22 protein-coding genes and 1 tRNA gene are annotated in these 22,797 nt (G+C 53.4%); 10 read left to right on the top strand and 13 right to left on the bottom strand.

The features are described from left to right. Positions 1 to 52: 52 nt before the first annotated feature. The 3 genes from C5Y83_RS04010 to C5Y83_RS04000 all read right to left on the bottom strand — a co-directional run bounded on the left by C5Y83_RS04010 (position 53) and on the right by C5Y83_RS04000 (position 4,575). Positions 53 to 1,636 (bottom strand): hypothetical protein, encoded by a 1,584-nt coding sequence (locus C5Y83_RS04010; RefSeq protein WP_105328344.1) that lies wholly within the window; start codon positions 1,634 to 1,636, stop codon positions 53 to 55. Positions 1,637 to 1,645: 9 nt separating this feature from the next. After that, on the bottom strand, positions 1,646 to 3,049 hold the full coding sequence (locus C5Y83_RS04005; protein ID WP_158262223.1) for an ExeA family protein: 1,404 nt from the start codon (positions 3,047 to 3,049) through the stop codon (positions 1,646 to 1,648). Positions 3,050 to 3,183: 134 nt separating this feature from the next. Further along, positions 3,184 to 4,575 (bottom strand): hypothetical protein, encoded by a 1,392-nt coding sequence (locus C5Y83_RS04000; RefSeq protein WP_105328342.1) that lies wholly within the window; start codon positions 4,573 to 4,575, stop codon positions 3,184 to 3,186. 153 nt (positions 4,576 to 4,728) lie between these two features. Between C5Y83_RS04000 and C5Y83_RS03995 the strand changes: the two genes are divergently transcribed. The 3 genes from C5Y83_RS03995 to C5Y83_RS03985 all read left to right on the top strand — a co-directional run bounded on the left by C5Y83_RS03995 (position 4,729) and on the right by C5Y83_RS03985 (position 8,394). Continuing rightward, the gene (locus tag C5Y83_RS03995; RefSeq protein ID WP_105328341.1) at positions 4,729 to 5,403 is read left to right on the top strand and encodes a phosphoribosylanthranilate isomerase; all 675 of its coding nucleotides are present in this window, start codon (positions 4,729 to 4,731) and stop codon (positions 5,401 to 5,403) included. 234 nt (positions 5,404 to 5,637) lie between these two features. After that, complete coding sequence (gene ahcY / locus C5Y83_RS03990; protein ID WP_409994578.1) at positions 5,638 to 6,978, top strand: adenosylhomocysteinase; 1,341 nt, start codon at positions 5,638 to 5,640, stop codon at positions 6,976 to 6,978. 99 nt (positions 6,979 to 7,077) lie between these two features. Next, entirely contained in the window at positions 7,078 to 8,394 is a 1,317-nt protein-coding gene (locus C5Y83_RS03985; protein WP_105328339.1) for a DUF1015 family protein, read from the top strand. On the opposite strand, the gene C5Y83_RS03980 is transcribed toward C5Y83_RS03985, so the two are convergent. After that, positions 8,387 to 8,902: a hypothetical protein gene (locus tag C5Y83_RS03980; RefSeq protein WP_146117614.1), complete on the bottom strand. Its 516-nt coding sequence runs from the start codon at positions 8,900 to 8,902 to the stop codon at positions 8,387 to 8,389. The genes C5Y83_RS03985 and C5Y83_RS03980 overlap by 8 nt on opposite strands. 252 nt (positions 8,903 to 9,154) lie before the next feature. Between C5Y83_RS03980 and C5Y83_RS03975 the strand changes: the two genes are divergently transcribed. From C5Y83_RS03975 to C5Y83_RS03965, 3 genes are all read left to right on the top strand, one after another. Continuing rightward, positions 9,155 to 9,583, top strand: coding sequence for a hypothetical protein (locus C5Y83_RS03975; protein WP_146117613.1), 429 nt, complete (start codon positions 9,155 to 9,157; stop codon positions 9,581 to 9,583). Between the two features lie 318 nt (positions 9,584 to 9,901). Continuing rightward, positions 9,902 to 10,648, top strand: coding sequence for a ParA family protein (locus C5Y83_RS03970; protein WP_105328336.1), 747 nt, complete (start codon positions 9,902 to 9,904; stop codon positions 10,646 to 10,648). Next, positions 10,641 to 11,627 carry a ParB/RepB/Spo0J family partition protein gene (locus tag C5Y83_RS03965; protein WP_105328335.1) on the top strand — a complete coding sequence of 329 codons (987 nt, stop codon included), beginning with the start codon at positions 10,641 to 10,643 and terminating at the stop codon, positions 11,625 to 11,627. Before C5Y83_RS03970 ends, C5Y83_RS03965 begins: the two co-directional genes overlap by 8 nt. 85 nt (positions 11,628 to 11,712) lie before the next feature. On the opposite strand, the gene C5Y83_RS30055 is transcribed toward C5Y83_RS03965, so the two are convergent. The 4 genes from C5Y83_RS30055 to C5Y83_RS03945 all read right to left on the bottom strand — a co-directional run bounded on the left by C5Y83_RS30055 (position 11,713) and on the right by C5Y83_RS03945 (position 16,080). After that, entirely contained in the window at positions 11,713 to 12,957 is a 1,245-nt protein-coding gene (locus C5Y83_RS30055; RefSeq protein ID WP_105328334.1) for a methyl-accepting chemotaxis protein, read from the bottom strand. A gap of 12 nt (positions 12,958 to 12,969) precedes the next feature. Continuing rightward, complete coding sequence (locus C5Y83_RS03955; RefSeq protein ID WP_105328389.1) at positions 12,970 to 13,506, bottom strand: PAS domain-containing protein; 537 nt, start codon at positions 13,504 to 13,506, stop codon at positions 12,970 to 12,972. 241 nt (positions 13,507 to 13,747) lie between these two features. Further along, positions 13,748 to 14,191, bottom strand: a complete 444-nt coding sequence (locus C5Y83_RS03950; RefSeq protein WP_158262222.1) for a response regulator — start codon at positions 14,189 to 14,191, stop codon at positions 13,748 to 13,750. Positions 14,192 to 14,499: 308 nt separating this feature from the next. Next, complete coding sequence (locus C5Y83_RS03945; protein ID WP_199194975.1) at positions 14,500 to 16,080, bottom strand: S10 family peptidase; 1,581 nt, start codon at positions 16,078 to 16,080, stop codon at positions 14,500 to 14,502. Between the two features lie 253 nt (positions 16,081 to 16,333). On the opposite strand from C5Y83_RS03945, the gene glpQ reads away from it, so the two are divergent. Further along, complete coding sequence (glpQ, locus tag C5Y83_RS03940; protein ID WP_105328332.1) at positions 16,334 to 17,344, top strand: glycerophosphodiester phosphodiesterase; 1,011 nt, start codon at positions 16,334 to 16,336, stop codon at positions 17,342 to 17,344. A gap of 191 nt (positions 17,345 to 17,535) precedes the next feature. Here the strand turns inward: glpQ and C5Y83_RS03935 are convergent, their stop codons facing one another. Next, positions 17,536 to 17,853 carry a hypothetical protein gene (locus C5Y83_RS03935; protein WP_146117612.1) on the bottom strand — a complete coding sequence of 106 codons (318 nt, stop codon included), beginning with the start codon at positions 17,851 to 17,853 and terminating at the stop codon, positions 17,536 to 17,538. 332 nt (positions 17,854 to 18,185) lie between these two features. Then, positions 18,186 to 18,260: transfer RNA gene (locus tag C5Y83_RS03930), tRNA-Pro, on the bottom strand. A gap of 304 nt (positions 18,261 to 18,564) precedes the next feature. Here C5Y83_RS03930 and C5Y83_RS03925 point away from each other — a divergent pair. Both C5Y83_RS03925 and C5Y83_RS03920 read left to right on the top strand, forming a co-directional pair. Continuing rightward, complete coding sequence (locus C5Y83_RS03925; protein WP_105328330.1) at positions 18,565 to 19,158, top strand: hypothetical protein; 594 nt, start codon at positions 18,565 to 18,567, stop codon at positions 19,156 to 19,158. 153 nt (positions 19,159 to 19,311) lie between these two features. Beyond that, entirely contained in the window at positions 19,312 to 19,923 is a 612-nt protein-coding gene (locus C5Y83_RS03920) for an HXXEE domain-containing protein (protein WP_105328329.1), read from the top strand. 21 nt (positions 19,924 to 19,944) lie between these two features. Here the strand turns inward: C5Y83_RS03920 and C5Y83_RS03915 are convergent, their stop codons facing one another. The 3 genes from C5Y83_RS03915 to C5Y83_RS03905 form a co-directional block, all read right to left on the bottom strand. Further along, positions 19,945 to 20,898, bottom strand: coding sequence for an SRPBCC family protein (locus C5Y83_RS03915; protein WP_105328328.1), 954 nt, complete (start codon positions 20,896 to 20,898; stop codon positions 19,945 to 19,947). Further along, a complete protein-coding gene (locus C5Y83_RS03910) occupies positions 20,891 to 21,259 on the bottom strand; it encodes an ArsR/SmtB family transcription factor (RefSeq protein WP_105328327.1) in 369 nt (122 codons plus the stop codon). Before C5Y83_RS03910 ends, C5Y83_RS03915 begins: the two co-directional genes overlap by 8 nt. 161 nt (positions 21,260 to 21,420) lie before the next feature. After that, positions 21,421 to 22,176, bottom strand: a complete 756-nt coding sequence (locus C5Y83_RS03905; protein WP_105328326.1) for a peptidoglycan-binding domain-containing protein — start codon at positions 22,174 to 22,176, stop codon at positions 21,421 to 21,423. Between the two features lie 344 nt (positions 22,177 to 22,520). Between C5Y83_RS03905 and C5Y83_RS03900 the strand changes: the two genes are divergently transcribed. Continuing rightward, positions 22,521 to 22,796: a MoaD/ThiS family protein gene (locus C5Y83_RS03900; RefSeq protein WP_105328325.1), complete on the top strand. Its 276-nt coding sequence runs from the start codon at positions 22,521 to 22,523 to the stop codon at positions 22,794 to 22,796. Position 22,797: the final 1 nt, after the last annotated feature.

Below are 22,797 nucleotides of genomic sequence, written 5' to 3'. Positions count from 1 at the left end.
GGGCAGAGGACGAGATCTCAACGACCGAGCCTGTGGCAGCCAAGTATACCACCTATTTCAAGGCGTTCATGGCAACTAACCCCGACGGCTCACATCCTTGTCGCAAAAAACAATCGACAGCTGCACGAACGTCCGCCCCAGAGGCTTCGCCCAATTCGACTTGAAGATAGGTTTTGGTCGCAATCTGTGCGAGCAGCCAAGACGTTGACAGATCGGGGCCTTCCCCAGCAATTAGAATCAAGGGATTGGTCTTCGCGATCTCACGTAGTTGATCCCGAAGTGACACAAAGTCGGACTCGCTGGTCGTCAGAACAAACGACGATTTTCCCGCAGGAATAAACGAGATACCGCTCTCTTTGTGGCGGAACGTACCATCCTGACGATACGTTTCACGCCGTACGAATTCAAACAGTCCCGGGCTCGTACGTAGACCGAGTCGCTCGGTCAGACGCTTCTGGCGTAGCGCCCCGTCGATGACCAACACGTCGCCACCCTGACGACTAATCCACGCCGCTAATCGTAAAACAAGGTCGCTTGTGCATTGCCCTGGACAACAAGTCCCAAAATTCACAACCTCCGGTTGATTAACATTCTGAAAGTCGATATGCCCAAAGACAGCATCTGCCAATTGCTCGAACTGGTGGGTAACTGCAGGATCCTCCAACAGCTTCATCGCCGTGCTGATCGCGTCGGTGTTGGGAATCTGCTTGTCGGCTTCAAGACGGCTAGGAAGTGGCTTAAAGATTTCAGCCTTGCGGATAGCCGATTTCCCCATCACCGGCGGTGTCGATTCGGTAGCTGCAATAGGAGCATCGACTTGCTTACGAACTTGCTTCTCAACATCACCAATGCGTTGAGCAAACTCCTGTTGCTGCCGAACCATCTGCTGATGTATCTCAGCCTGAAGTGATTTCAGCTCGGCATTATGATTCGATTGGGCCGCCACTTCGCTCTTGGCAACGGAAGATTTCGCTTGCTCAGCGATTCGACTCTCGATTTCCGCCAGGCGACGCACGAAATCTTCTTTCTCGCGAACCATCTGCTGGCGAAGTTCGGCTTGGAATTCACGCAGCTCGGCATCGGTGGCAGATTCCGTGACCGTTGGCAGCGGTCGTTCGACCTGCTGAAGCATTTGTCGCTCCACTTCACCCAGACGCTGAACAAACTCGTCTTGCTGACGAATCAACTGTTGGCGGAGTTCAGATTCGATCGACTTCAATTCAATTTCGATCGTTTTCGCAGATCGCTGATGCCCTTCCACCGAGTCGCGCAGGCGAACGATTTCTTCTTCGTGCCGTTGATCGTTCGATTCCAGTTTTTCGCGAACCTTCAGCATTTCGTCAGCAACGACATCCCGCTGCTTTAATGCAATTGTCAGTTGTTGCGTCAGCTTCCGGACGAGTTCGTCCTTGTCTGGCGAAGGCTCCGACTGAGGAGGCTCGACTTGTTCGGGCATCACCATCGTTTGTGAAGCTGCCGATTGCGGGCGATTATCAGTCGGAATCGTCGAACGAATATCGTCTCCAGGTTGATCTTGCCGCGCGTCAATTGACTGGCTTTGCACTTCCGGTGCGTTCTCTTGATCCGTGGAATCGAGAGATTGAAGACCTTTCAGTGCTTTGAGGAAACGCGCCATAACAACCAGTTACGCTTGCTCACGACGAAGCTGCGAGAACAATTGACGATAAGTGCGTCGCTGAGGTGCGGGCATCTTCGGATGCTGAGGTGCATCTTCCTTCGTCTCAATGACGATGATATCGCGATCATCCGTATCGGAGAAACCGGTTGAAGTTGTCGAATAATCGCGTGAAACGACGAGCCCGTCCGAGTTAGCGTATTCCGGCTGGACGACATCGACCTCGGCAAGGTGATCGTCGGAACCGACCAGGAAGGCGGCGATCTCCGAGTTCTTCGGACTTACGACACGCCGAATACCAGCGACTTGGCGATCTCCCAACGAGGCAAACCGATCAATAATGATCTCTTCTTTGTCAAACGGTTCAGCAAATGGGTTTGTGGCATTCTGGAAAACGAGCTCGACTTCCGGTTCTTCTTCGTTTAGTTGCGGTTCAAACTCTTCTTCATCGAGTTCATTTTCAATGGACGCAGGACGATCCTCAAAGCGAACTACCGATGGATAGTCACTCACCGAATCATTCGAGCTGTCGTCCAACGAACCAAACTCGATCAATGAGTCGGTCTTGTGAGCCCCATCCGTTCGGATCTGACGTTTCGGGGAAGGTAGTCGTTGCAGATCAGCCCAGGCCTCTTCGATGCTTTCGCCATCGAGCGTTCGTAAACCGCCGAGTGCAGCTAGGAGCAACGAGTGATCACACAACTGGTTGATCACTCGAGGCACACCTTGGCTGCGAGCGAAAATGACTTCAACAGCCGCGTCATCAAACACCGGCCGTTTCGTCCCAGCCTGTTGCATTTGTTGACGGATATACTGCGTCGCCTCCGATTTGGACAACGGCTGCAGATAAGCACGGGCGCCGACTCGCTGATTGAACGACGCCAAGTAGGGACTCGACAGTCGTTCTTCTAATGCCAGATTCCCTAGAAGCACGACTGAGATCTGAGAACGATCCTTGCGAGTGAAGTTCGTGAGCAATCGCAATTCTTCCAGCAGACGGATGGGCAACATGTCAGCTTCGTCGGCCAGCAACACGATTCCCATTACACGTCGGCTGTCCAACCGTTCGACATGTTCAGCGAGCTGAATCCGAAGCTCACCTTCCTCCAACGAGCGATGCGGCAGACCTAGTTCGTAGGCGATCGCTTGCAACAGAGCGCGGCGCGATCCGCAGTGTCCGCTATTGAGTCGGACCACTTCGAACTGACCGTCTAGCTCTTCCTGCAGACGCATGGCCAGTGTCGTCTTGCCCAAACCAGGTGCGGCAAACAAAGTTGCAATTCCCTCGTCGCGACGCACGCAGCGTAAGATTGTTTCCATCGCTTCCGCGTGAGAGACTGATTCCTGGTAGCCAACCAAGGAAGGTACGCTAGGAAAAGGGCGATGCGACAAACCAAAAAAATCTTCGTACATGGTCATCCGTGTCCCGGGGAAGGCTATGAGATCCGCTTCCATGCGGTGGGCTAGTTTCAATTTAGGCCGTTGGGCTTTCTTTGCATCGGCATTTCGTGTTGCAATTCTCCATGCTGACGCGGGGGATCCAGCATCTACTGGCTTGACGGGAAAAGAACGCGCAAAGACTCCCGCACAACGCCCAAAGGATCGTCATGCAGCAGGTCCCCTATTTCGGGATGCATTCGCGTTGCTAGCAATACCATCGCCAAAATACCGATTACCGTCAGTTCCGCTGCGCGAGTCATCAGGAATGACATTGGCCCGACCAACGAGCTTCCGCTTGGCATCCGCGGCGAAGAACTGGGAAGCGACATCGTTGCCACAACGGGAACCGATGATGCCGATGCCAATTTGCCAACGGATCGCAGGGGTGCCGGACGACTGGCGCTCCACGCAAGCTGAAACGCAATCAAGCCGAAGAAGATCACCCAGCCCCCAAGAACCATGAGGGCTCCCATCTTCCAGATCCCACCAACCGATGCAACTTGGACTTGATCGCCTGGAACCTCCATGTGAATTCCGCGGACAAATCCTAACGCCCGATCCGCATCATGTTTGCGATGCGTCAGCATTGTTAATCGAGACTCAGCTTCCTTTTTCTCTTTTTGAAGCTCGTCGATTTTGAATTGTTGCTGTGCTGCTAAGGCACCGGTATTCTCGCGAGCAGTTTTTGGAATCAGATCCTCATTCGAAGGATACTTCGGAGTGGAAGCCAGACTCGCTTCGAGTGCTGTAATCTTGTCTTTCTGATCAACCACCAACGGATGGCTCTCGGTTCGCGTGATCAACAGTTGCTGTAGCGTCGTTTTGGCAGTCCGCAAGTCGTCTGATAACTTGGTCCATTCCGGGGAGGCCTGACGCTCGGTGGCAGTCGATGGTAATCGGGCCGGGGGATCTTTCGTGACGGCTTGATATCGCTGAAGTTCGCCATCGACTTTTTCGAGCTTCGCCTGCGTCACTTCCAGTTCCTGTGAATAGGTCGACGCGATCATTGAAGTCTTATCCTGTTTCCAATGATCAAACTTATTCTGGAATTCCACCAAAAAGCGTGACATCACATCGGTACAGATTTGACGACTCGCGGCATAGAAGCGGAGTTGAATCGTCACCTTGCCGCCAACTCGGTTAGGATCAACCTCCAAACGCCGACGGAACAATTCGATCGCATCGCGGTTTGTTTTCGCCCCCAACTCTTGCTTCAACTCAGGGTGCTGCTCCAGATAATTGGCGAAAGCACCGTCGGCAGTGGTTTGCTTTAAAATCTCATCGAGCATCGGTTGCAGGTGAGCGTTCGCTTCCGGCTCTGCAGAATCTGATGTAATGATGGCCGTTCCATCCGCGACATAGCCCGATTGTCCCGTCCGACACCAAGGTAATCCGGCCAATACAACCGCCACCACAACGATGATCGAACGATACCAAACGCCCAGTCCGCCCTGCTGGGAACCTGGTGGTGAGTAATGGGGATGAGTTGGGGAAGCCAACGGGTCACCCTTCCGCCGGAAAGCTGTAATATATTGGAATGAGAGAAGAAGGCCTTCTCCCTGGATTCGTCCGCTATCTTCCTTGCATCGGTATCCTTAAGCAGAATGTTCCGCCTGGTGTGGCGGTTAACGAATATACGGACTCCGTAGATCATGCCTGTGCCTGATATGTTCCGCATCAAAATTTGCGGTTTGACCGATTTCGAAAACGCCATCGCCGTTGCTCATAGCGGTGCCGACGCGATTGGTTTGAACTTCTTTCCTGGCAGTAAACGACGCGTTGACATCGATATTGCGGAGAAGATCGCCAACTTCGTAAGAGGCGAAGTACAAATCGTTGGATTATTTGTAAACGCTACCGAGGGCGACATTCGCCAAACTCACCAGCGGATCGGCTTCGATTGGATCCAACTTCATGGGGACGAGAGCCGCGAGTTCGCAGAGACTATCTATGAGGAACTCCATATTCCCATCATGGTAGCTAGTCGTGGATCGCTTTCTCGCTGGGAGAATTCGCCCGGCAGCTTCCAGCCTCACGCGTTCCTGATGGACGCCGCCGTTCAAGGTGCCTTCGGTGGCACTGGGCAACTAACCGACTGGAAGTTGGCAGCAACTTGGCAGGGCGTGCCCGAAGTGACTCGATTCGTGCTAGCTGGCGGACTACACCCCAAGAATATCGCAGAAGCAATCCAGGCCGTTCGGCCATCTGCGGTGGATGTTGCTGGCGGGGTTGAATTTAGCGGCAAGCCGGGGATCAAAGATATGGCCAAGGTCGAGGCCTTTGTTTCTGCCGCTCAAGGGGCATTTGCCCAGATCAAAACCTCTTAACACCGAGATACCGGCGGATTATCCGCACTCTTGTTGGTTAGGCCTAAATTCCCGGCTGATACCTAAAGTTTCTAGTTAACCTGGTCCCCTCATCCCGGGTTTGCTAATGCGTGCCAGCACCGTATCATATTCGGTTAGTTGCGGCGCATTTTTGTGCGTTTTCCTCGACTCGGTCGCGGTCTCAATTGATTCAACTCCGTGCTCCGGTCCATTCTGCACCCTTCCCAATACAAGGTGGAATCCACAGTGTCCCAGGTCGAAAAGCTTCCGTACAAGGTTAAGGACATCTCCCTCGCGAAGCGCGGACGTCAGGAAATCAACCTGGCTGAAGTCGAAATGCCCGGCTTGATGGCCCTTCGCGAAAAGTACCGCGACGAAAAACCTCTGGCCGGAGCCCGCATCGCTGGCTGTCTCCACATGACCATCCAAACGGCTGTGCTGATTGAAACGCTAGTCGAACTGGGTGCCGAGGTGACTTGGAGCAGCTGTAACATCTTCTCCACTCAAGATCACGCTGCTGCTGCGATGGCAGAAGCAGGTATCCCGGTTTACGCCTGGAAGGGTATGACCGAAGAAGAATTCGATTGGTGCATCGAACAGACGATCTTCTTCCCCAGCGGCGAACCGTTGAACTTGATCCTGGACGACGGTGGCGACCTGACCGCCATGGTCCACAACAAGTTCCCAGAGCTGCTAGACGGCATCAAGGGTCTTTCCGAAGAAACCACCACAGGCGTCCACCGCTTGTATCAGATGCACCAGAAGGGTGAACTGAAGACTCCAGCGATCAACGTCAACGACTCCGTCACCAAGAGCAAGTTCGACAACTTGTACGGCTGCCGCGAATCGCTGGCTGACGGTATTAAACGTGCAACCGACGTGATGGTCGCTGGCAAGATTGTCGTCGTCGCTGGATACGGAGACGTCGGAAAGGGTTGTGCCCAATCGATGCGTGGCTTCGGTGCTCGTGTGATCATCACCGAAATCGACCCGATCATTGCCCTGCAAGCCGCAATGGAAGGTTACGAAGTCACCACGATGGAAGATGCCTGCGATCGGGCTGACATTTTCGTTACCACCACTGGTAACCGCGACATCATCACCGGCGAACACATGAAGCGTATGAAGAATGACGCGATCGTGTGCAACATCGGTCACTTCGACCTCGAAATCGATATGGCTTGGCTCAACGGCCAAAAGGACGTCACCCGTGAATCGATCAAACCAAGCTCGCAAGAAGGTGGTCCGGTCGATCGTTACACGTTCGCTGACGGTCACGCCATTCTGATCCTGGCCGAGGGTCGTCTCGTGAACCTGGGCTGTGCCACCGGCCACCCGTCGTTCGTCATGTCGGCTTCGTTCACCAACCAGGTTTTGGCCCAACTCGAACTTTGGAAGAATGCTGACGCTTACCCACTCGGCGTGCACGTTCTGCCGAAGAGCCTGGACGAAGAAGTGGCTCGCCTGCACCTCGACAAGCTGGGCGTGAAGATGACCAAGATGTCACAGAAGCAAGCCGACTACATCGGCGTGCCAGTCGACGGTCCTTTCAAGCCGGATCACTACCGCTATTAATCGCGGCGCCCTATTGGGGCAACAATTCGATAAAATGGGAAGGACTCGCACTCGTTGCGAGTCCTTTTTTATTGCCTGCAGATCAGAAGAAAGCCCCAGATGCCCGAAATCCGAGCCATTCACGGACTTCGTTACGACCTTGGCCATATCGGTTCCCTGGCCGAAGTGATTTCGCCTCCTGCCGCTGAAATCTCAGCCGAGAAACTGGATGAACTCTATCAGCGACACCCCGCCAATGTTGCTCGGGTGCTTACCAATCGGGCCGAAGTTGGCGACGACGAGTCGAGCAATCGCTTCACGCGGGCAGCGCGATTCATTACCGACTGGCAACGACAAGGGGTTTTGCAGAAGGACCCGGATCCGGCGATTTACGTTTATCATCAAGAATTCGACTTCCGTGGTGAACGCGTCATCCGCCGCGGATTACTCGCTGGGGCTCTCCTCCCGGATCAGGATCTCACGGAATATTCCACGGACGGGAATTCTGCCCCCGAGCAAGTGGACGATGAAACGAATTCCCTGAACAACCTGCAGATGCTCGGCGCCACTCACACCAACGTTGAGCCTGCCGTGGCAATTTATGCCGATTCCCAACGGAAGGTAAGTCAGATTCTAAATCATGCAGTTGCCACCATGACTCCCCTTGTCGCCAAGGACGAATTCGGAGTTATCCACCGTCTGTGGCCCGTTACAGATCACTTGGCGATTGGCGAAGTTCGTGAAGCGATGGCCAACTGCTCAGCTTGCTACACTTATGAAACTCCTCGTTCGATCGCCCAACTTTATCGGCACGAGCTCAAACAAGTATCAGATCTCCCATCACACCACCCGGCTCAGTGTGTTTTGACAGCGTTCTTCGAGATGAGCGAACCAGGCCTTGAGTGCCTCACCCGATTGCCGCTGTACGGAAACGCCCCCGAGATCGCGAGCACAGAATTAATCGAGAAACTGGGAGTTTACTTCGATGCAATTCCGTATGAGCAAGGTGCGGAGGCGGCGGCCAGGCTATGGAACGAATTGAACGAAATGGGTAACGGAAACTTCGGTTTCTACTGTGCAGCCGATGATCAATGGGTGATTGCCTCACTCACCGAGGCAGGCATTTTGCATATGGACGAATGCTCTCCTGATCTCCCCGAAGCCTGGCGGTATCTGGACAGCTCGATCCTCGGTTGGTTGGTCATGCACGAACTCCTTGAAATTGCCGAACCTCAGAGCACCTATGTGGAAGATGTCGAGTCGCTCATCGAGCGAATCCGCTCGGAAGAGTTTCCGGAATACTCGATGGCCGCAATCGTCCTGCCGCCCCAGCCCAATCAGCTTGAGCCGTTGTGGGCCACAGGCAATCCGTTCGGCGACAATATTCTGACGAATCCCCAGCCGGTTTGTGGCCTGGTGTTCAATCCTCTCAAGTAGTTGGCTGACTAACCGCTAGTTCTCGATATGACTTATTCAGGCCAATGACCTTCCAAACCAACATGATGAGAACAGCTGCGGCATAGGTCAGAATGCCGCCGATCAAGCCCATCAGGTAACCAGCCATCACATCCCAAGCGGAAACTCCATCGGGCATCGTTGCTCGAGCATAGGCCACAACCGCTTCGGCAATCAAAAACATGACAAGCCCGCCCAAAGGCACAAACGGAATCAACTGGAGGAAGGCAACCACCATGGTTCCCCATTGAGTAAGTCCATCAACCGGTCCAGCAAGAAGTCGCCGGCGGTAGTCGATGTAGCCATTTGCTAATCCCGGTAAGACGACCAGCATGGCGAGAACCATTGCCACGCCTGGCAGAAACCACGCAAGGAGAAGGCAGTTTGCGCAAAGGAAAATCGTCAGTCCCCAAAAGACGTTCCTGGTCCCTCGTTCCTTGAACGTGAATTTCTCGACGTTAGGTGAATCAAACGGATTGTCGTTGTGCATATCTCGTTTCGATAAATGATGGACAACGCAGCTGATTCTAATTAAAGATCCCAACTGCAAGCCAACATGTTTCACGTGAAACGATACTGCCTCTTCCAAAAAAAGAATTCGCATCGACTTTTCTGGTTTCGTAGACTGGCCTGTTTCACGTGAAACACTCGAACGCGAAGCCCGATGGCCGACATACCACCTAGATCGTTGCACGTCGCAACGCAAATCTACTCCGGCATTTTGTCGGTGGGTATCGCCTTCATGGCTTTTCTCGTTGTGTACGGTCACGCCCCAAGTGCTCTCGTCGGTGGTGGTGTTCTGATTGGCCTGCGCAACGTGCAGCTTTGGGCGACCTTTGGGGCGAGTAAGTTTGCCGCGACACTTTCAGGAACGATTCAATTCACCCTGGCCATGGTCGCCGGTTTTCTATTCACGGTTAGTGCACTATTCGTATTCATCTGGCCGCCGGCTACGATTCTGGTACTCGGCTCAATGATGTTCGGATACGGCTCCTACTGGATGGCTTGGCAGAACTGGATCTGGCTGCAGCAACTTCGCGGGTTCAAGGAAGACCAGCTTCCCTTACCAAGAACCCTGACCATCTATCAGTTGATGATCACGACGGCAATCGTTGCGGCGGTTTGTGGATTGGCTAACCTATTGCAACTTGGCATCCAGGAAGGACGTTGACTCTTCTTTATCGTGCGGTAGTAATCTCGCCAGGCAGTCGATTGAACTATTCCGATGCTCACAACTTCTCCCATGCCAGGTCTCCCCTTGGCCAATCTAGACTCCAACATCCCGCTGGAAGACCGCCCTCGCGATGTCCGTTCTGCTAGGGGAGCGTGTCAAAATAGGTGTTTCACGTGAAACAAGTTGGATTAAAGAGAATGTTTCACGTGAAACAGGGTCCTCAGAGGCCAAAATGCCGTTTCCTCGTTTTTACGTTCGCGGCTAAAATCCGCACCCTCGAAAATGGATTTTCGAACGTAATCGCACTGAGGCACCATGGCTCGCATCCTATGTATCGCCAACCAAAAGGGAGGCGTCGGCAAGACCACCACGGCCATTAACTTGGCCGCCGGGTTGGCCATGGCCGAGATGCGCACGCTGCTGGTCGACCTTGATCCTCAGTGCAACGCCACCACGGGGATCGGCCTTCAACCGACCGACCGGCATCCCCTGGTGTCCGATCGTCCGCTTGGCGACTCGATTCTGGAAACGGCAACCGAGAATCTCTTCCTGGTTCCTGGAAGTCGCAGCTTCGAGGATGTCGAGCGATTGGCTGGTGGTGAGAAGTCGACCTCGACCGTCCTACAAGGGCACCTCGCCTCTGGGATGAATCAGTTCGACTATGTGTTGATCGACTGCCCTCCTTCCGTAGGCGCGATCACACAGACGGCTCTGGCTGCTTCTACCGAAGTCTTGATGCCGATTCAGGCGGAGTACTTTGCGATGGAAGGTCTCACACAGATGATTCGTGTGATCCGCGACGTCATGCGAAGGCCGCCCGGCAAGCTCGAGTTCGGCGGAATCGTACTCACCATGTACGATCCAACCCTTGAACTGACTCACGAAGTCGAACAAGAGGTTCGCGAGTTCTTTGGTGACATCGTGTTCGATACAGTGGTCCCGCGAGACCACTGGGTTTCCGAGGCACCTAGCTTCGGGCAATCCGTTATTACCCACGCACCTCGCAGCCGCGGGGCACGCGCTCATATGGAATTATGCATGGAGGTTTTAGATCGTGACTAGACAAAAGCGATTGGGGCGTGGTTTGGCAGCCCTGTTAGGCGACCCGACCGATCAGGCAGCCGAAGTGGAATTGCGAGAAGACGCTCCTGATTCGGAAACAGTTCCATTCCGACCTCGCCTGGCAGAATCAGACTTCACCGAAGAAGCTGCTCAGAAGAGCGATGCTTCGCGGATCGCGCTCGACCAGATCGATCGCAACCCCTATCAACCGCGCCACAACTTTGACGACGCGGAAATCGCTTCGCTGGCCGAAAGCCTCAAGCAGCACGATATCCTGCAACCGATTGTCGTTCGCCAGGTTGGTGAACGCTTTCAATTGATCAGTGGCGAGCGTCGCCTTCGTGCGGCCGGTATCGCCGGTTGGGATTCAATTCCAGCCTTGGTTCGAGAAGCAGACGATCGCTTGGTCGCGGAACTGGCCATTGTCGAAAATTTGCAGCGGCAAGATCTTAACCCACTGGAAAAAGCGATCAGCTTCCAGCGTTACCTCGAGCAGCACAACGCAACACAGGGCGAACTGGCCGATCGGATCAAAGTCGATCGCAGTACGATCGCCAACCTGGTTCGTCTGCTCGATCTGCCAGACGCGGTCAAAGCGTCGGTCCACAGTGGCGAGCTTTCGCAAGGCCATGCTCGTGCTTTGCTGCCACTCGGTGATGAAGTGACCCAATGCGAATTTGCAACGCGGATTGTCCGTGACGGTTGGAGCGTCCGATCCACCGAACAGGCCGTGCAGGACTTCTTAAATGGCGACGAAGCAACCGACATTCCTGCTCCGGCGAAGAAAGGTGCCCGCACCAAGTCGAAGCAAGTTGTCTCTTTGGAAGAAGATCTGCGAATGGCCCTGGGCACGAAGGTCGATATCAAGCAGTCGACCAAGGGTGGCAAGATCGTTATCCACTTCAAGAATGCCGATGAGTTTGATCGGCTGAACGAGTACTTGCTCGCCGACGTTGACTCCGACCGACGAGCCGCCTAATTAGGCGTGCGATCTAAATGATTAAATCAAAACGGGAGCCGATTGGCTCCCGTTTTTTTATGGTCTACGTTCTCGCTAATTGGTCTCATACCTTCCGGATCGTCGTCAGCAATTCATCGACGCTCTGGGATAGTTTCGTCGAAAAGCTCTGCAGCTCGGTTGCCGCGGTAACTAACCTCTCGGACGATTCTCGCGTTTCGGCAACAGCTTGGGTCGTCTGATTGACCGAGTCGGACACGCTGGAAGTTTCGGTTGCCGCTTCGGTAGCACTCATGCGAATTTCCGCGGTCGCACTCGCCTGCTCTTGGACCAGTTGGAAGACCTTTTCACTGAAGTCGTTGATCTCCGATATCATCTCCCCGCACGCCGTGATCGCTCGCGCGGCTTTGGCGGACGAGTCTTGGACGCAACCAATTTCATCTTTGGCGGCGTTTGTCGCATCACGAGTTTGTTCAGCTAGTTTACGCACTTCGGCGGCAACCACGGCGAATCCGAGGCCGGCCTCCCCTGCCCTCGCCGCCTCGATCGCCGCATTTAGCGACAAGAGATTCGTTTGCTTGGCAATCTCGGCGATGGTTTCAACTACCGTTCCGATCCGGGTCGAGGATTGCTCTAAACCGACAACAATCGTATTGGCTTCTTTCGATTCGCTAACCGCACGCTGGACGACTTGGTTCGTCTCAGCAACCTGCGTGTTTACTTGGCCGATGCTGTCGGCCAGCATTTGACTTGCCTGATCGACCTGAGAGACGATGGCTTTGGTTCGGTCGGCTGATTGCGAGGTTTCGTCGGCTTGGCGGGCCGTATGCTGTGCTGTTGCCGCAAGTTGACCACTCGTACCTCGAATATCATTCGCGGACGCGGCAACCGAAGTGGCAATCTCTTTGACCGTGGCCTCGAACTGGTCGGCAATCGCAAGTCGACGAGAATCGGCGTGCGCCAGTTCGTCCGCTGCGTGCTTCATTTCCTCGGTCGACTGATTGATGATTTGCGCGGCGTGCTTGAAGGTACCGACCATACCTCGCAAGATCACTCGACGGAAGAACTTTCCTTGAGCCGTGAATCCAAGCACCGCTTTTGCTTCGCGAACGAACGCGTCTGTGTAGTCGAGCAGACCATTGATGCTGAACATCAAGCGTGCCAGATCTCCCTCAGCGTCGACATGAAGAAGGCGAGTTTCGAGATCTCCATGGGCGGCGCGAATGCAGACTTCGGTGGCCCGTTCAATCCAATGGTCGTACTGCTCGAGACGTGCCTCGACTTCCTTGACTCGGGCCGCTAGCACTTTGTTTTCCGTGTTTTCAGAGACCTGATCGATTACTTGTGACATGACTTCCGACTCCTAAACACACTGGACCAGCGAGAAAGCGAATTCGTCGTACGACATTCCAACCGATTCGAGCAGACGGCCAAGTTCAGCCTCAGCCTCTCTCATGCCTTCCCGCCAGTCAGGGTTGGAATCTTCGATCTTCTTCAGCGAAGCGTAGATCGGAACAATCTTGTCGATCGCAGTACGGTCAGGTACTCGCCGGCTGGAGTGATAGCCAACGATATGGCCCTGGGCGTTGAAACTAGGCGTGACGTGTGCCAAGACCCAGTAATGATCACCGTTTTTGCAAAGATTGACGACGTACGCGAAGATTTCATTGCCGGCGGCAATCGTCTCCCACAGAAGTTTAAACACGCATCGAGGCATGTCGGGGTGGCGGATGACGTTGTGGGGAGCACCGAGAAGTTCTTCCTCGGTGTAGCCAGCCACTTCAATAAAAGTTTGGTTGGCGTATGTGATAATCCCTTTGGGATCTGTCTTGCTGACGATTATTTCATCGTCGCCAAACGTCACTTCATGCCCGGTCGGTTGAACATGTGGTTTGATCATCGGCTTTGCCCCTCGTCCGCCGAACACAACTTGGATTCGACGTTACATGCTTCCAAATATGCTTCCCATGCGATGATCAAATATGGGAACAATCTAGAAGAAAGCGCAAAGAGCGAGGCAGTTAACCCCTGCGCCTTACCGTAGTTTAGGGAGCTTGGGCGCGGTAATCGTTACGACCGGAGCATTGAGAAAAGCATGGAAAGAGATGGTTCGCACGCGAATAAATCTATTCGCGGAGCAATTACGCCAGCGAGGGTTCGTTTCGGGAGTTGCGATTTCTTCCCTCTTGGAGAGCATCCCACCAAGCTTCGTACTTTCGAAATGTAGCCATGACGGCAGCATCCAACCGAGTGAAGTCATTCAGCGGTTTAAAGATGTAAGCATCCGCTCCCCAACGCATCGATCGCAATATGGTGTTGGTGTCAGCACGCATTGAAAGCATGATCACCGACACGCCGCCGTCTTCTTTCTTGATCTCGCGAAGCAGGGTGAGACCGTCAATCGGTTCCATTTCGATATCGGAAATGACGACCTGGCAATTGTTTTCCATGAGGGCCGCCATCACTTCACGGGGATCGGCGATCGAGATCACCTGGTACCCGAGTTCGGTGTAGTGGTCGTGCACCAGTTGACGAATCATCGCGGAATCATCGACATGCAAGATCGTTCGATTGGTAGACTGCATCGAGTCGCTTTCGTGTGTTTCGAGTGATCGATAATGCCCCACAGAGATTCTGCCAGATGAGTCGCTCGGCAGCTGCTTGGGCCTGCCGTAGTTCGGGAACATCATCCATCGAAGTATGCGACACAAAAACGAAAGAGGCAAAAACGTAACCTTCGAAGATCACGGATTCACCACTAAAATGCCACCTATGAGCGGACGGACATGTGCCAAATACTGGTAGACTTCGCACGAAACATAAATCCCCCGTGTCTGACACAAGACGCCACGTGAACCCATTCCAACGTAGCGTCCCGGCTGCCACCCTGCGTTTATTCGTACTTTGCAGGAGTTCCGTCAGCTGGCAACGATTGCTTGACGAACTCGCGAATATCGTCGTTTGCCTGACGGAGATCATCGTTGCGAAGATACATCATGTGACCACTGCGATAGCCTTTGAATTGCAGTCGATCCTTCATCTTGCCACTGGGGTCTAAGTGCCACATGGTGTACTTGGCATTGAAGTACGTAGTCGCCCCATCGTAATAGCCCGATTGAATCATCACCTGAAGGTAAGGGTTCATGGCCATCGCTTGGCGGAGGTTCTCTCCGGTCTGATCACCATCCCAATCCCAACGTCCAACGGGACCGAACATGTTGTACTTCACGTCGGTCTTGAACTTCAGCTCATTGGGGAAGTACCAGTTAATCGCCGGTGTAAACGAGTGCAGCCATGAAGCTAGTTCGGCGTTAAAATCAGGCGAGTCGCCAGCATCTTGACGATCGATCCCTTGATAGCGAGAGTCAAGGCGACCGATCGTTCGTCCTTCCCCGCGGAGGAGTTCTTTCCAATAAAATCGCGTGGGTACATCGAGGTTGTATTGCTCGACCACACTTTCGCTGAGTCCCGAATATTTAGCGAAGCCCTTGATCGCTTCCGCACGATCTTCATCACTCGCCCAGGCCCCACGGGCCATTGTCGGTAGCAGCTTGTCGATCGTAAACTTTTCGGCTTGCTCCAGAACTTCCATCAAGTCTTGCTTTTGAAGTTCCTCGGAAAGCTTTTTGTGATACCACGCTGTCGCGGCGTAATAAGGTAAACGGTTGGCGGCATCGACGGCGCCATCTCGTTCGATCCCGAGTTCCGTTGGAGAAACCAGGATCACACCGTTGAGATACATCCATTGGCTGCTTTGAAGTTCATAGGCCAGGCCAGAGACACGCGTCGTTCCGTAGCTCTCGCCGATCAGGTACTTCGGCGATTGCCAGCGATTCACCCGGCTGACGAACGTATTGATCCATTCGGCCAAGTACGAGACATCTTGATTGACACCAAAGAATTGCTTGGGATCTGCTTTCTCGTTGACGATCCGCGAGTAACCGGTGTTAACCGGATTCACGTACACAATGTCGGCGATGTCCAAAATGGTATGTGGATTTTCGCGAACACCGTAAGGCTGGACCGGGTAACCTTCTTCGTCGATGTTCAGCATGCGCGGGCCAGTGTACGCCAAGTGCATCCATACCGAGGCAGAACCTGGACCACCATTAAACGAGATCAAGAGAGGGCGACGATCGGTATCTTCGACATCGGTGCGGCGGTAGAAGGTATAGAACAGAGTAGCGAGAGGCTTACCCTTGTCGTCCCAAACCGGTTGAGTTCCTGCGGTCGCTTCGTAGGGAATCGTCTCGCCGTTGACCGTCACTTCATGCTGCGTCACGACGGACGTTTCGGTTGGGATCTCGCGCACAAACTCCTTTGGCTTTTGTGACTTCTCTTCCGTCTTGGCTTGGTCCTGCTCCGCCGATTCCTGTGCCCACCCCTCGGAAGTTGGCATGAGGCCAAATTGGCTGGCGAAAACCAGTGCGGGGACAATCAAGAAAGACCAAGCGAATGTACGCGAGCGCTGCATCGGTGGATGCTCCTTATGCCAATCGTGTTCTGTACCTGCTGGCATTATAGTTGCGCCATTTCGCACGTCTGCGTCTGCTTGCCCATTATTTGGCTATCACCCGCTACTAAATGCCGAAAACGAGCAATTCGTACTAACGCTCTCACTTCAGATGAGTTAGGTATCGCGTCAGCGACTGCATCGGCGTTGTCTGGTAAAATTCAATGCCACCTTGAAGTCTTTCCGTTACTTCCTTGCCACTTGAATCACCATCATGAAATACGTCGGGCTCATTCTCGCGCTGTTGCTGGCTCCAACCTCAGCCTGGGCAGCAGATCATCACGAAGTCTTTGCGCACCGCGGGGCGAGCGGCTACCTTCCCGAACACAGTCTGCCAGCCAAAGCGATGGCATTCGCGCAAGGCTCTGACTTCCTAGAGCAGGATGTCGTCCTCACCAAAGACAATGTTCCCCTGGTGCTGCACGATATTCACTTGGATGGAATCACCGATGTGGCAACGCAATTTCCACAGCGAAAGCGAGAAGACGGCCGGTACTATGCCATCGATTTTACACTAGCGGAAATTAAGCAATTGAATGCGACGCAACGTGTCAATTACAGGACCGGCGAAGCTGTTAATCCAGGGCGTTTTCCAATCGACGGTTACTCGTATCAACTGCACACATTGGACGAAGAGATCCGGTTTATCCAAGGAATGAATATCAGTACCGGTCGCAATGTTGGTCTCTTCACCGAGATAAAAAACCCAACATTTCACCAGCAAGAAGGCCGCGACGTAACACTGGCGGTCTACAAAGTCCTTTTCCGTCATGGCTACGGCAATAATAAAGACTCCGCATGTTGGATCCAATGTTTCGAGCAATCGACGCTTAAACGTTTGCGTGAAGAATTGGGGTGGAAAGGTCGGCTGATGATGATCTATTCCGGGAAGAAGACCGGGGCCGACGGTTCTAATTACGACCAACTTGCCACAGCAGGCGCCCTTCAAGAACTGGCAACTTACGTTGACGGAGTATTTCCGAACTTGCCACGGGTTGTAACCTGGGATGAACATGGCCAGCCGCATGCCAGCGATTTCACGACGGCCGCGCATCAAGCCAGACTGCGAGTGATTACCGGTGTTGTTCGCCAGGACGACCTTCCCAAGAATTGCCCAACGATTGATGCCTTACACGATGCGTTATTCAACGTCGCAGACGTCGACGATGTTTGCACCGACTTCCCGGACCTGAGCGTTAACTGGCTTAAGTCGCAGCAGAAATAAGGTGATAAGAACGACGACATGGTACCGAGGTAGACCGGCAATGGTGACGCGTGATCAATGATGACCTGACCGTTCGTCACGTCAAATGTTGTTCGTACCCCTTCCTGCGTCGACAAACCGAACCTCAACGCATCCGAATCGAAAGCCGAATCTTCTGCAGATCTTCCCGATAAACGCGGCATCCGCTGCTCTCACCATGAGGTGAGATCGGCATACATGTAGGACGCCAACGGAATTCCCTTCCGGAAAAAGGTCACAGCGTGATCACTCTGATTACTCCACGTTGTCTCTCCGACGCTGGCAATAACGAGATGCTTCCCGTCCGGCCCCATGAAGACCTGATGCGTCCAGTCTTCGTACGGCAGCGTCCATAAAGGACTGGCGGTACCGTAGTTCCGGTACAAACCAGATTGCGAATAATTGGTGCGGATCTCTTCCGTTTCGCCCGCCTCGAAACTGCCTCGACTTGTCTCTTCATCGATAGGAAGTGGTGAAACCATGACGAGCACGAATCGCCCGTCCTGAGATACATGCCTCCACGATGCTAGTTGAGGTAACGCGGCCGTAACGACCGTTGGCGACAATGTGCGTGAATGAGCGATTGAGGCTATCGCAAGATTCCAGGCAGACCGCACGAGCTCACCAGTCTAGATTTGAAAAGATTCAGAGAGGCCGATTCCGGTGGAATGACAATCTCGATGGTGTCGCTACGATGGGAAATAGGGGAGCAATGGGATGGCCAAATTCCCTGGTCACTTTTCCGTCGAACCGGAATACAGCTAATTCCAAGAACAACAAAAGCCTTCGTACAAGTTATTGTTGCACAAAGGCTTTTGTTTAGTCGGGGTGACAGGATTCGAACCTGCGACCCTCTGCTCCCAAAGCAGATGCGCTAGCCAGGCTGCGCTACACCCCGAAGAAGTTAGATATTACCCACACGAGTCCAATCTGACAATGCGGGTAACGCCTACCAAAACGAATTTGGCAGATAACTTTTAAGAGCGGCCCCAGTTTAAAAGGTTCACGAGCAATTTGGCATATCGTCGCGGTTTGGCCACCGAGGCGATGCCACATTAGGGCGAGTGAAGCCCCATTGTTTCGGTCAGCCGCATAAGACTTTTTTTCCACCATGCCAGCACTCGAGGCGACCAACAAACATCCTGGTCTTTCCCTGAGGTATCATTGGGGCCTAGAAAACAGAGGAATCATTGGTCTCTCTCATGAAGTTATTGAAATATCTCGTACCCCACATCCGTTTGGCCGATTTGCCAGCAATGCTTGGCGTAGCAATCGTGGGGGGCATGATCGCTGGCCTTTATGGCATCGTTCATGATCAGGTGACCTACTCAATCTCGCCAGAGTACTTTACCAAGCTGAAGTTCGATCAGTTTCGCTATGCCGATCTCGGCTTGGGTAATCGAATGTTTGCCGGGACGATCGGCTTCCTGGCGACATGGTGGGCAGGGCTCTTTGCGGCATGGCTTCTCGCACGTCGATTGATTCCGGACCAGCCGAGATCGATCGCCCATCGACAGATTGGGAGAGGCATTGCGATCATCTTTTCGTGCGTGCTGCTATTCGGGATTGGCGGTTACCTTTACGGAATCTGGCGTGGACCGACCGCAGACTATTCTGCCTGGAAACCGATACTCCGAGTTCTCCGAATTGATGAAGAATGGGCGTTTGTTCGCGTTGCCTATATCCACAACGCAGGCTATCTCGGAGTTGTCGTCGGACTGATCCTGGCATTAGTCGTGATTCGCCCAGTCCTTTCGTCGAATGGGAAACCGCCTCCCGAGCACGACGTGACGTAGTTTGCTCTAAGGTACCAGATTAGGTTGTACGATGCGTAACGATTATTCCGTTCCTCGAGCGGCCGTCAACGAATTCCTCCCATGAACACCAATCCGCGACGTAGGCTGGCGTATTGTGAGTTTCTCACCAACGCTTCATATTGAGACTAAGAGATGTGGAACTGGCTCGTTCGTGACTGGCAGTGGCCTGCCGCTGCTTTGTTTAGTTCAATGTTTTTGTTCGCAGTCGCGCCACTGATCGCTTCCTCGGCAGGGCTCGCCTTAGCGCTGGTCTATCTCCAACTTCCCGCGTACATGCTGCACCAATGGGAAGAGCATCAGGGTGATCGCTTTCGCTTGTACATCAACCGAACGATCGGCGGAGGTCGAGAAGCCCTCACTCCAGCCGCAACGTTCTGGATCAATTCATTGGGAGTATGGGCGATTGATTTGATCGCTTTCTACGCGGCGTGGTTCTACTCTCCAGTGGCAGGATTGGTCGCGGGATACCTAGCCGTTGTGAACGCCGTTCCCCACATCGGAATGACAATCAAACGCCGAGAATATAACCCCGGCGTGATCACCGCCGTGCTACTGTTCCTACCGCTAGGCGGATGGTGCGTAGCGGTCGTCGGCGCAGATGCCAGTTGGTCAGCGCACCTTATTGCGGTAGGCGTCGCCGTGGGGGTACACGTCGCGATCATTGTGCATGTCGCACGACGCCTGACTCGCCTTAATCATAAGTCCTCGGAATTTCGCCCCAGCAATTCGGCTCAACCGACGTAGTGCTGGCGTATCGATAGGCGACTAACCGACAGGAAGTATCGCTTCCAGCTTATCGAACGATCCATTCCAGCCTTGTGTCATGCTCGAACGTAGGTTGAGGAACGCTTTGACTTCGGCGGCCGTAAACTTACCGCATGGTTCCCAGTTGACATTCACGCGCGAGCCATGCGGACCTTCGTCAAAGAACCGAATCGTAGTCAGTATCGTCGATGGCCAAATTGGAAGACTGGGATGATGCCCTGGCTCGCCATGTTCGTTGCAGAACGCTTGCTCATAGACCAGGAAATCTGGCGATTGGATCGCTTGGTACGACATCTTGGCGTACATCGTTACGTCTTTATTATTCGATGTGCGGAAAAAGATACTCGAACCAGGGACGATTTCTCCTTCCAGAATCTCCATCTCAAACCCTGCTGGGGGCAACCACTTTACGAAGTGTCCTGGATCGGTCCACATCGAAAAGACGACTTCCTTCGAGGCCTCAAAGCTGCGGTTGATCACGAACAAATCTCGCGAAGAATTCTGCTTCTCGAGGAACTCGGCCAAGCGATCCCAAGTCGCGTTCCCACCCGCTTCCTTTACGAACTTGCGGGTCGCTGCTGCTTGCTCGGCAGTAGCGAGGGCCATGGTCATCTCCATGGTCGTCTTGCCATCGTTCTCTGAGAACAGCACCGTCACTCGAAATAGAGGAGCACGGTCGGCCGTGGCTCCGTGATCGTAAACCAACTTCCTGCGCGGCGTGACCTCGTGATAGACCGTTCGGTTCGGATAGTCGGTCCCATCCGGGCCGTGCATCGTGTAGTTCCAAAAACCACCCGGCCGGAGTTCTTTGCTGTGGGTCGTTAGCGTGAAGCCGCGAGGTCCCCACCACTGTGCCACCTTTTCGGTATCGGTCCAAGCATCCCACACCACGGCAATTGGGGCATCGTAGACACGGCAGATGTAGATCTCGTTGGGCTTAGGATTGTCAAACATCGTTCTTCGAATTGCCTTGGTTAGGTTGATTGACCTGTGACGTTACGCTTTTCAAATAATCATCGAGTCGATCGAAACTCGCTTCCCAGAATTCGCGATAAGTCGACATCCAGTCGGCCGCTTCCTTGAGGGCTTCGGCATTCAGATGGCAAGACCGACGTTGAGCATCTGGCGTTTTCGTTACCAAGCCCGCACGCTCCAACACCTTCAAGTGTTTGGTAACGGCCGGAAGACTCATTCGATTCAAAAAAGGCTCGGCAAGTTCCGTTACGTTGGCTTGCCCCTCTGCCAGCCGAGCGAGCATAGCCCGGCGGGTCGGATCCGCCAAAGCGGCGAAAGTCTCACTCAAAGCATCTCGCATGAAATAAACCCTCCGGTTAATTAACCACAAGGTTACATTAATGGCCGAACAGAATTTAGTCAAGCGGCAGCCAAACAAGATAGAAAAATCCGAGGCCTGCAACGGATGCTCCCGGAACATCTGGCAAACCCCGGATCAAAATGTCTTGTGACCAGTGATGATCAAATGGAGCGACAGAGGGGTGACGACTTGATCTTCTGCACTTGGGCAGGGTTCAGGCTCGGTACGCTTCGTGCTATGTCGACGCTGTACATCAAGTTGCTCGTCGCTCCGATATGTACTGGTGAGAAGGACGAAGTTAGCAGGACGTGTCCGATTTCGTGAGCCACACACCATTTGGTGCCTGCCTTAGCAACAATACAGGCGGGGCGATTCTTCAAGTGCCCACCACAGCCGTTAAGTGCTTGAGAAAATCGATCCACGAAATAGACAACAATGTCATTTGTTGGAGCGGGACTCCCGATTTTCTGAAGTTCGGCATACTCGCCGGAGTTCACTTTCCAAGTACATTGGCCGTCGATTTGCTGAAACTTAGCAGCTTCCGCCGGTGTTAAAAGCAGCGACTCTCCCGAGCCGAACTCGACCTTAATGTTGTACTGGGCGTAAACTTCCTGGGTTCCTGCCAAGATCTGATTGAACGGTAAGTCGGTCAGCGTCAGGCTACGAAAATGAAGCCGGACGCGATGCGTGTACGCTTGCCCTGTGGTCGGCATTCCAAGAGCCGCTTTGGTTTGATTCCCAGCAATTCCATCGACCAGAATTACCGCCTGCTTCTGAAACGCAATCACGGCGGCTTCGGTCTTGGCTCCGAAGATGCCATCGACGACCAAGCGTGGGTTTGGGAATAGCTGACTGTTGAGGGCGGATTGAAGCGTCTTCACTTCGGGCCCACGGCTTCCACGTCTTAAATTAGCCATTTGAATTGCTCCGACCGGTGTGATGAGTTGTCGTAATTAGGTTATGGGTCGAAACAGTGAAGTGTTGCGTTCTGTTTTTTAGATTCCTGCTGAAATCACGATGAAATCAACGTTCACCCATCGTATAGTTTGCAGGCGGCAGCCGAATGTGAATCACAAAAGGTGACTCTGACTCCTGCCGACTTTTGTGTTGGATTTTGTTGTTTCTTTCGCGAAATCCGGCACTTAGAATTTTTCCTGGTCTTGCTGTCGAATTTGCATCTCGCGAATCGACTACCCGATGAAGCCTGCGGGAATACTGCGCAGATTTTAAAAGTTGAACTCTTTTGTTAGAAGTTTTGGCGATGCTCATCACCGTACAAATTCCGTCATCGTTAAGGGCAGAATGTGGCGGCTCGGCTCAGTTGGAGGTCTCGGCAGAGAACGTTCAACAAGCCCTCGACGAACTTCAGCGGACGCAGCCGCAGCTCTATCGCAATGTGTGTGACGAAACAGGGTCGCTACGGAAACACATGAACTTGTTCGTTAACGAATCTTTACTGAACCGCCGCGACGGACCTCAAACCGAACTACGCTCCGGGGATACGCTCTTCATCATGACCGCCGTTTCAGGAGGCTAAC

Source organism: Blastopirellula marina, assembly GCF_002967765.1.
In the GTDB taxonomy this organism is placed as follows: domain Bacteria; phylum Planctomycetota; class Planctomycetia; order Pirellulales; family Pirellulaceae; genus Bremerella; species Bremerella marina_A.
The sequence above is the reverse complement of the archived record's forward strand: the minus strand, read 5'-3'. Positions and strand labels throughout refer to the sequence as shown.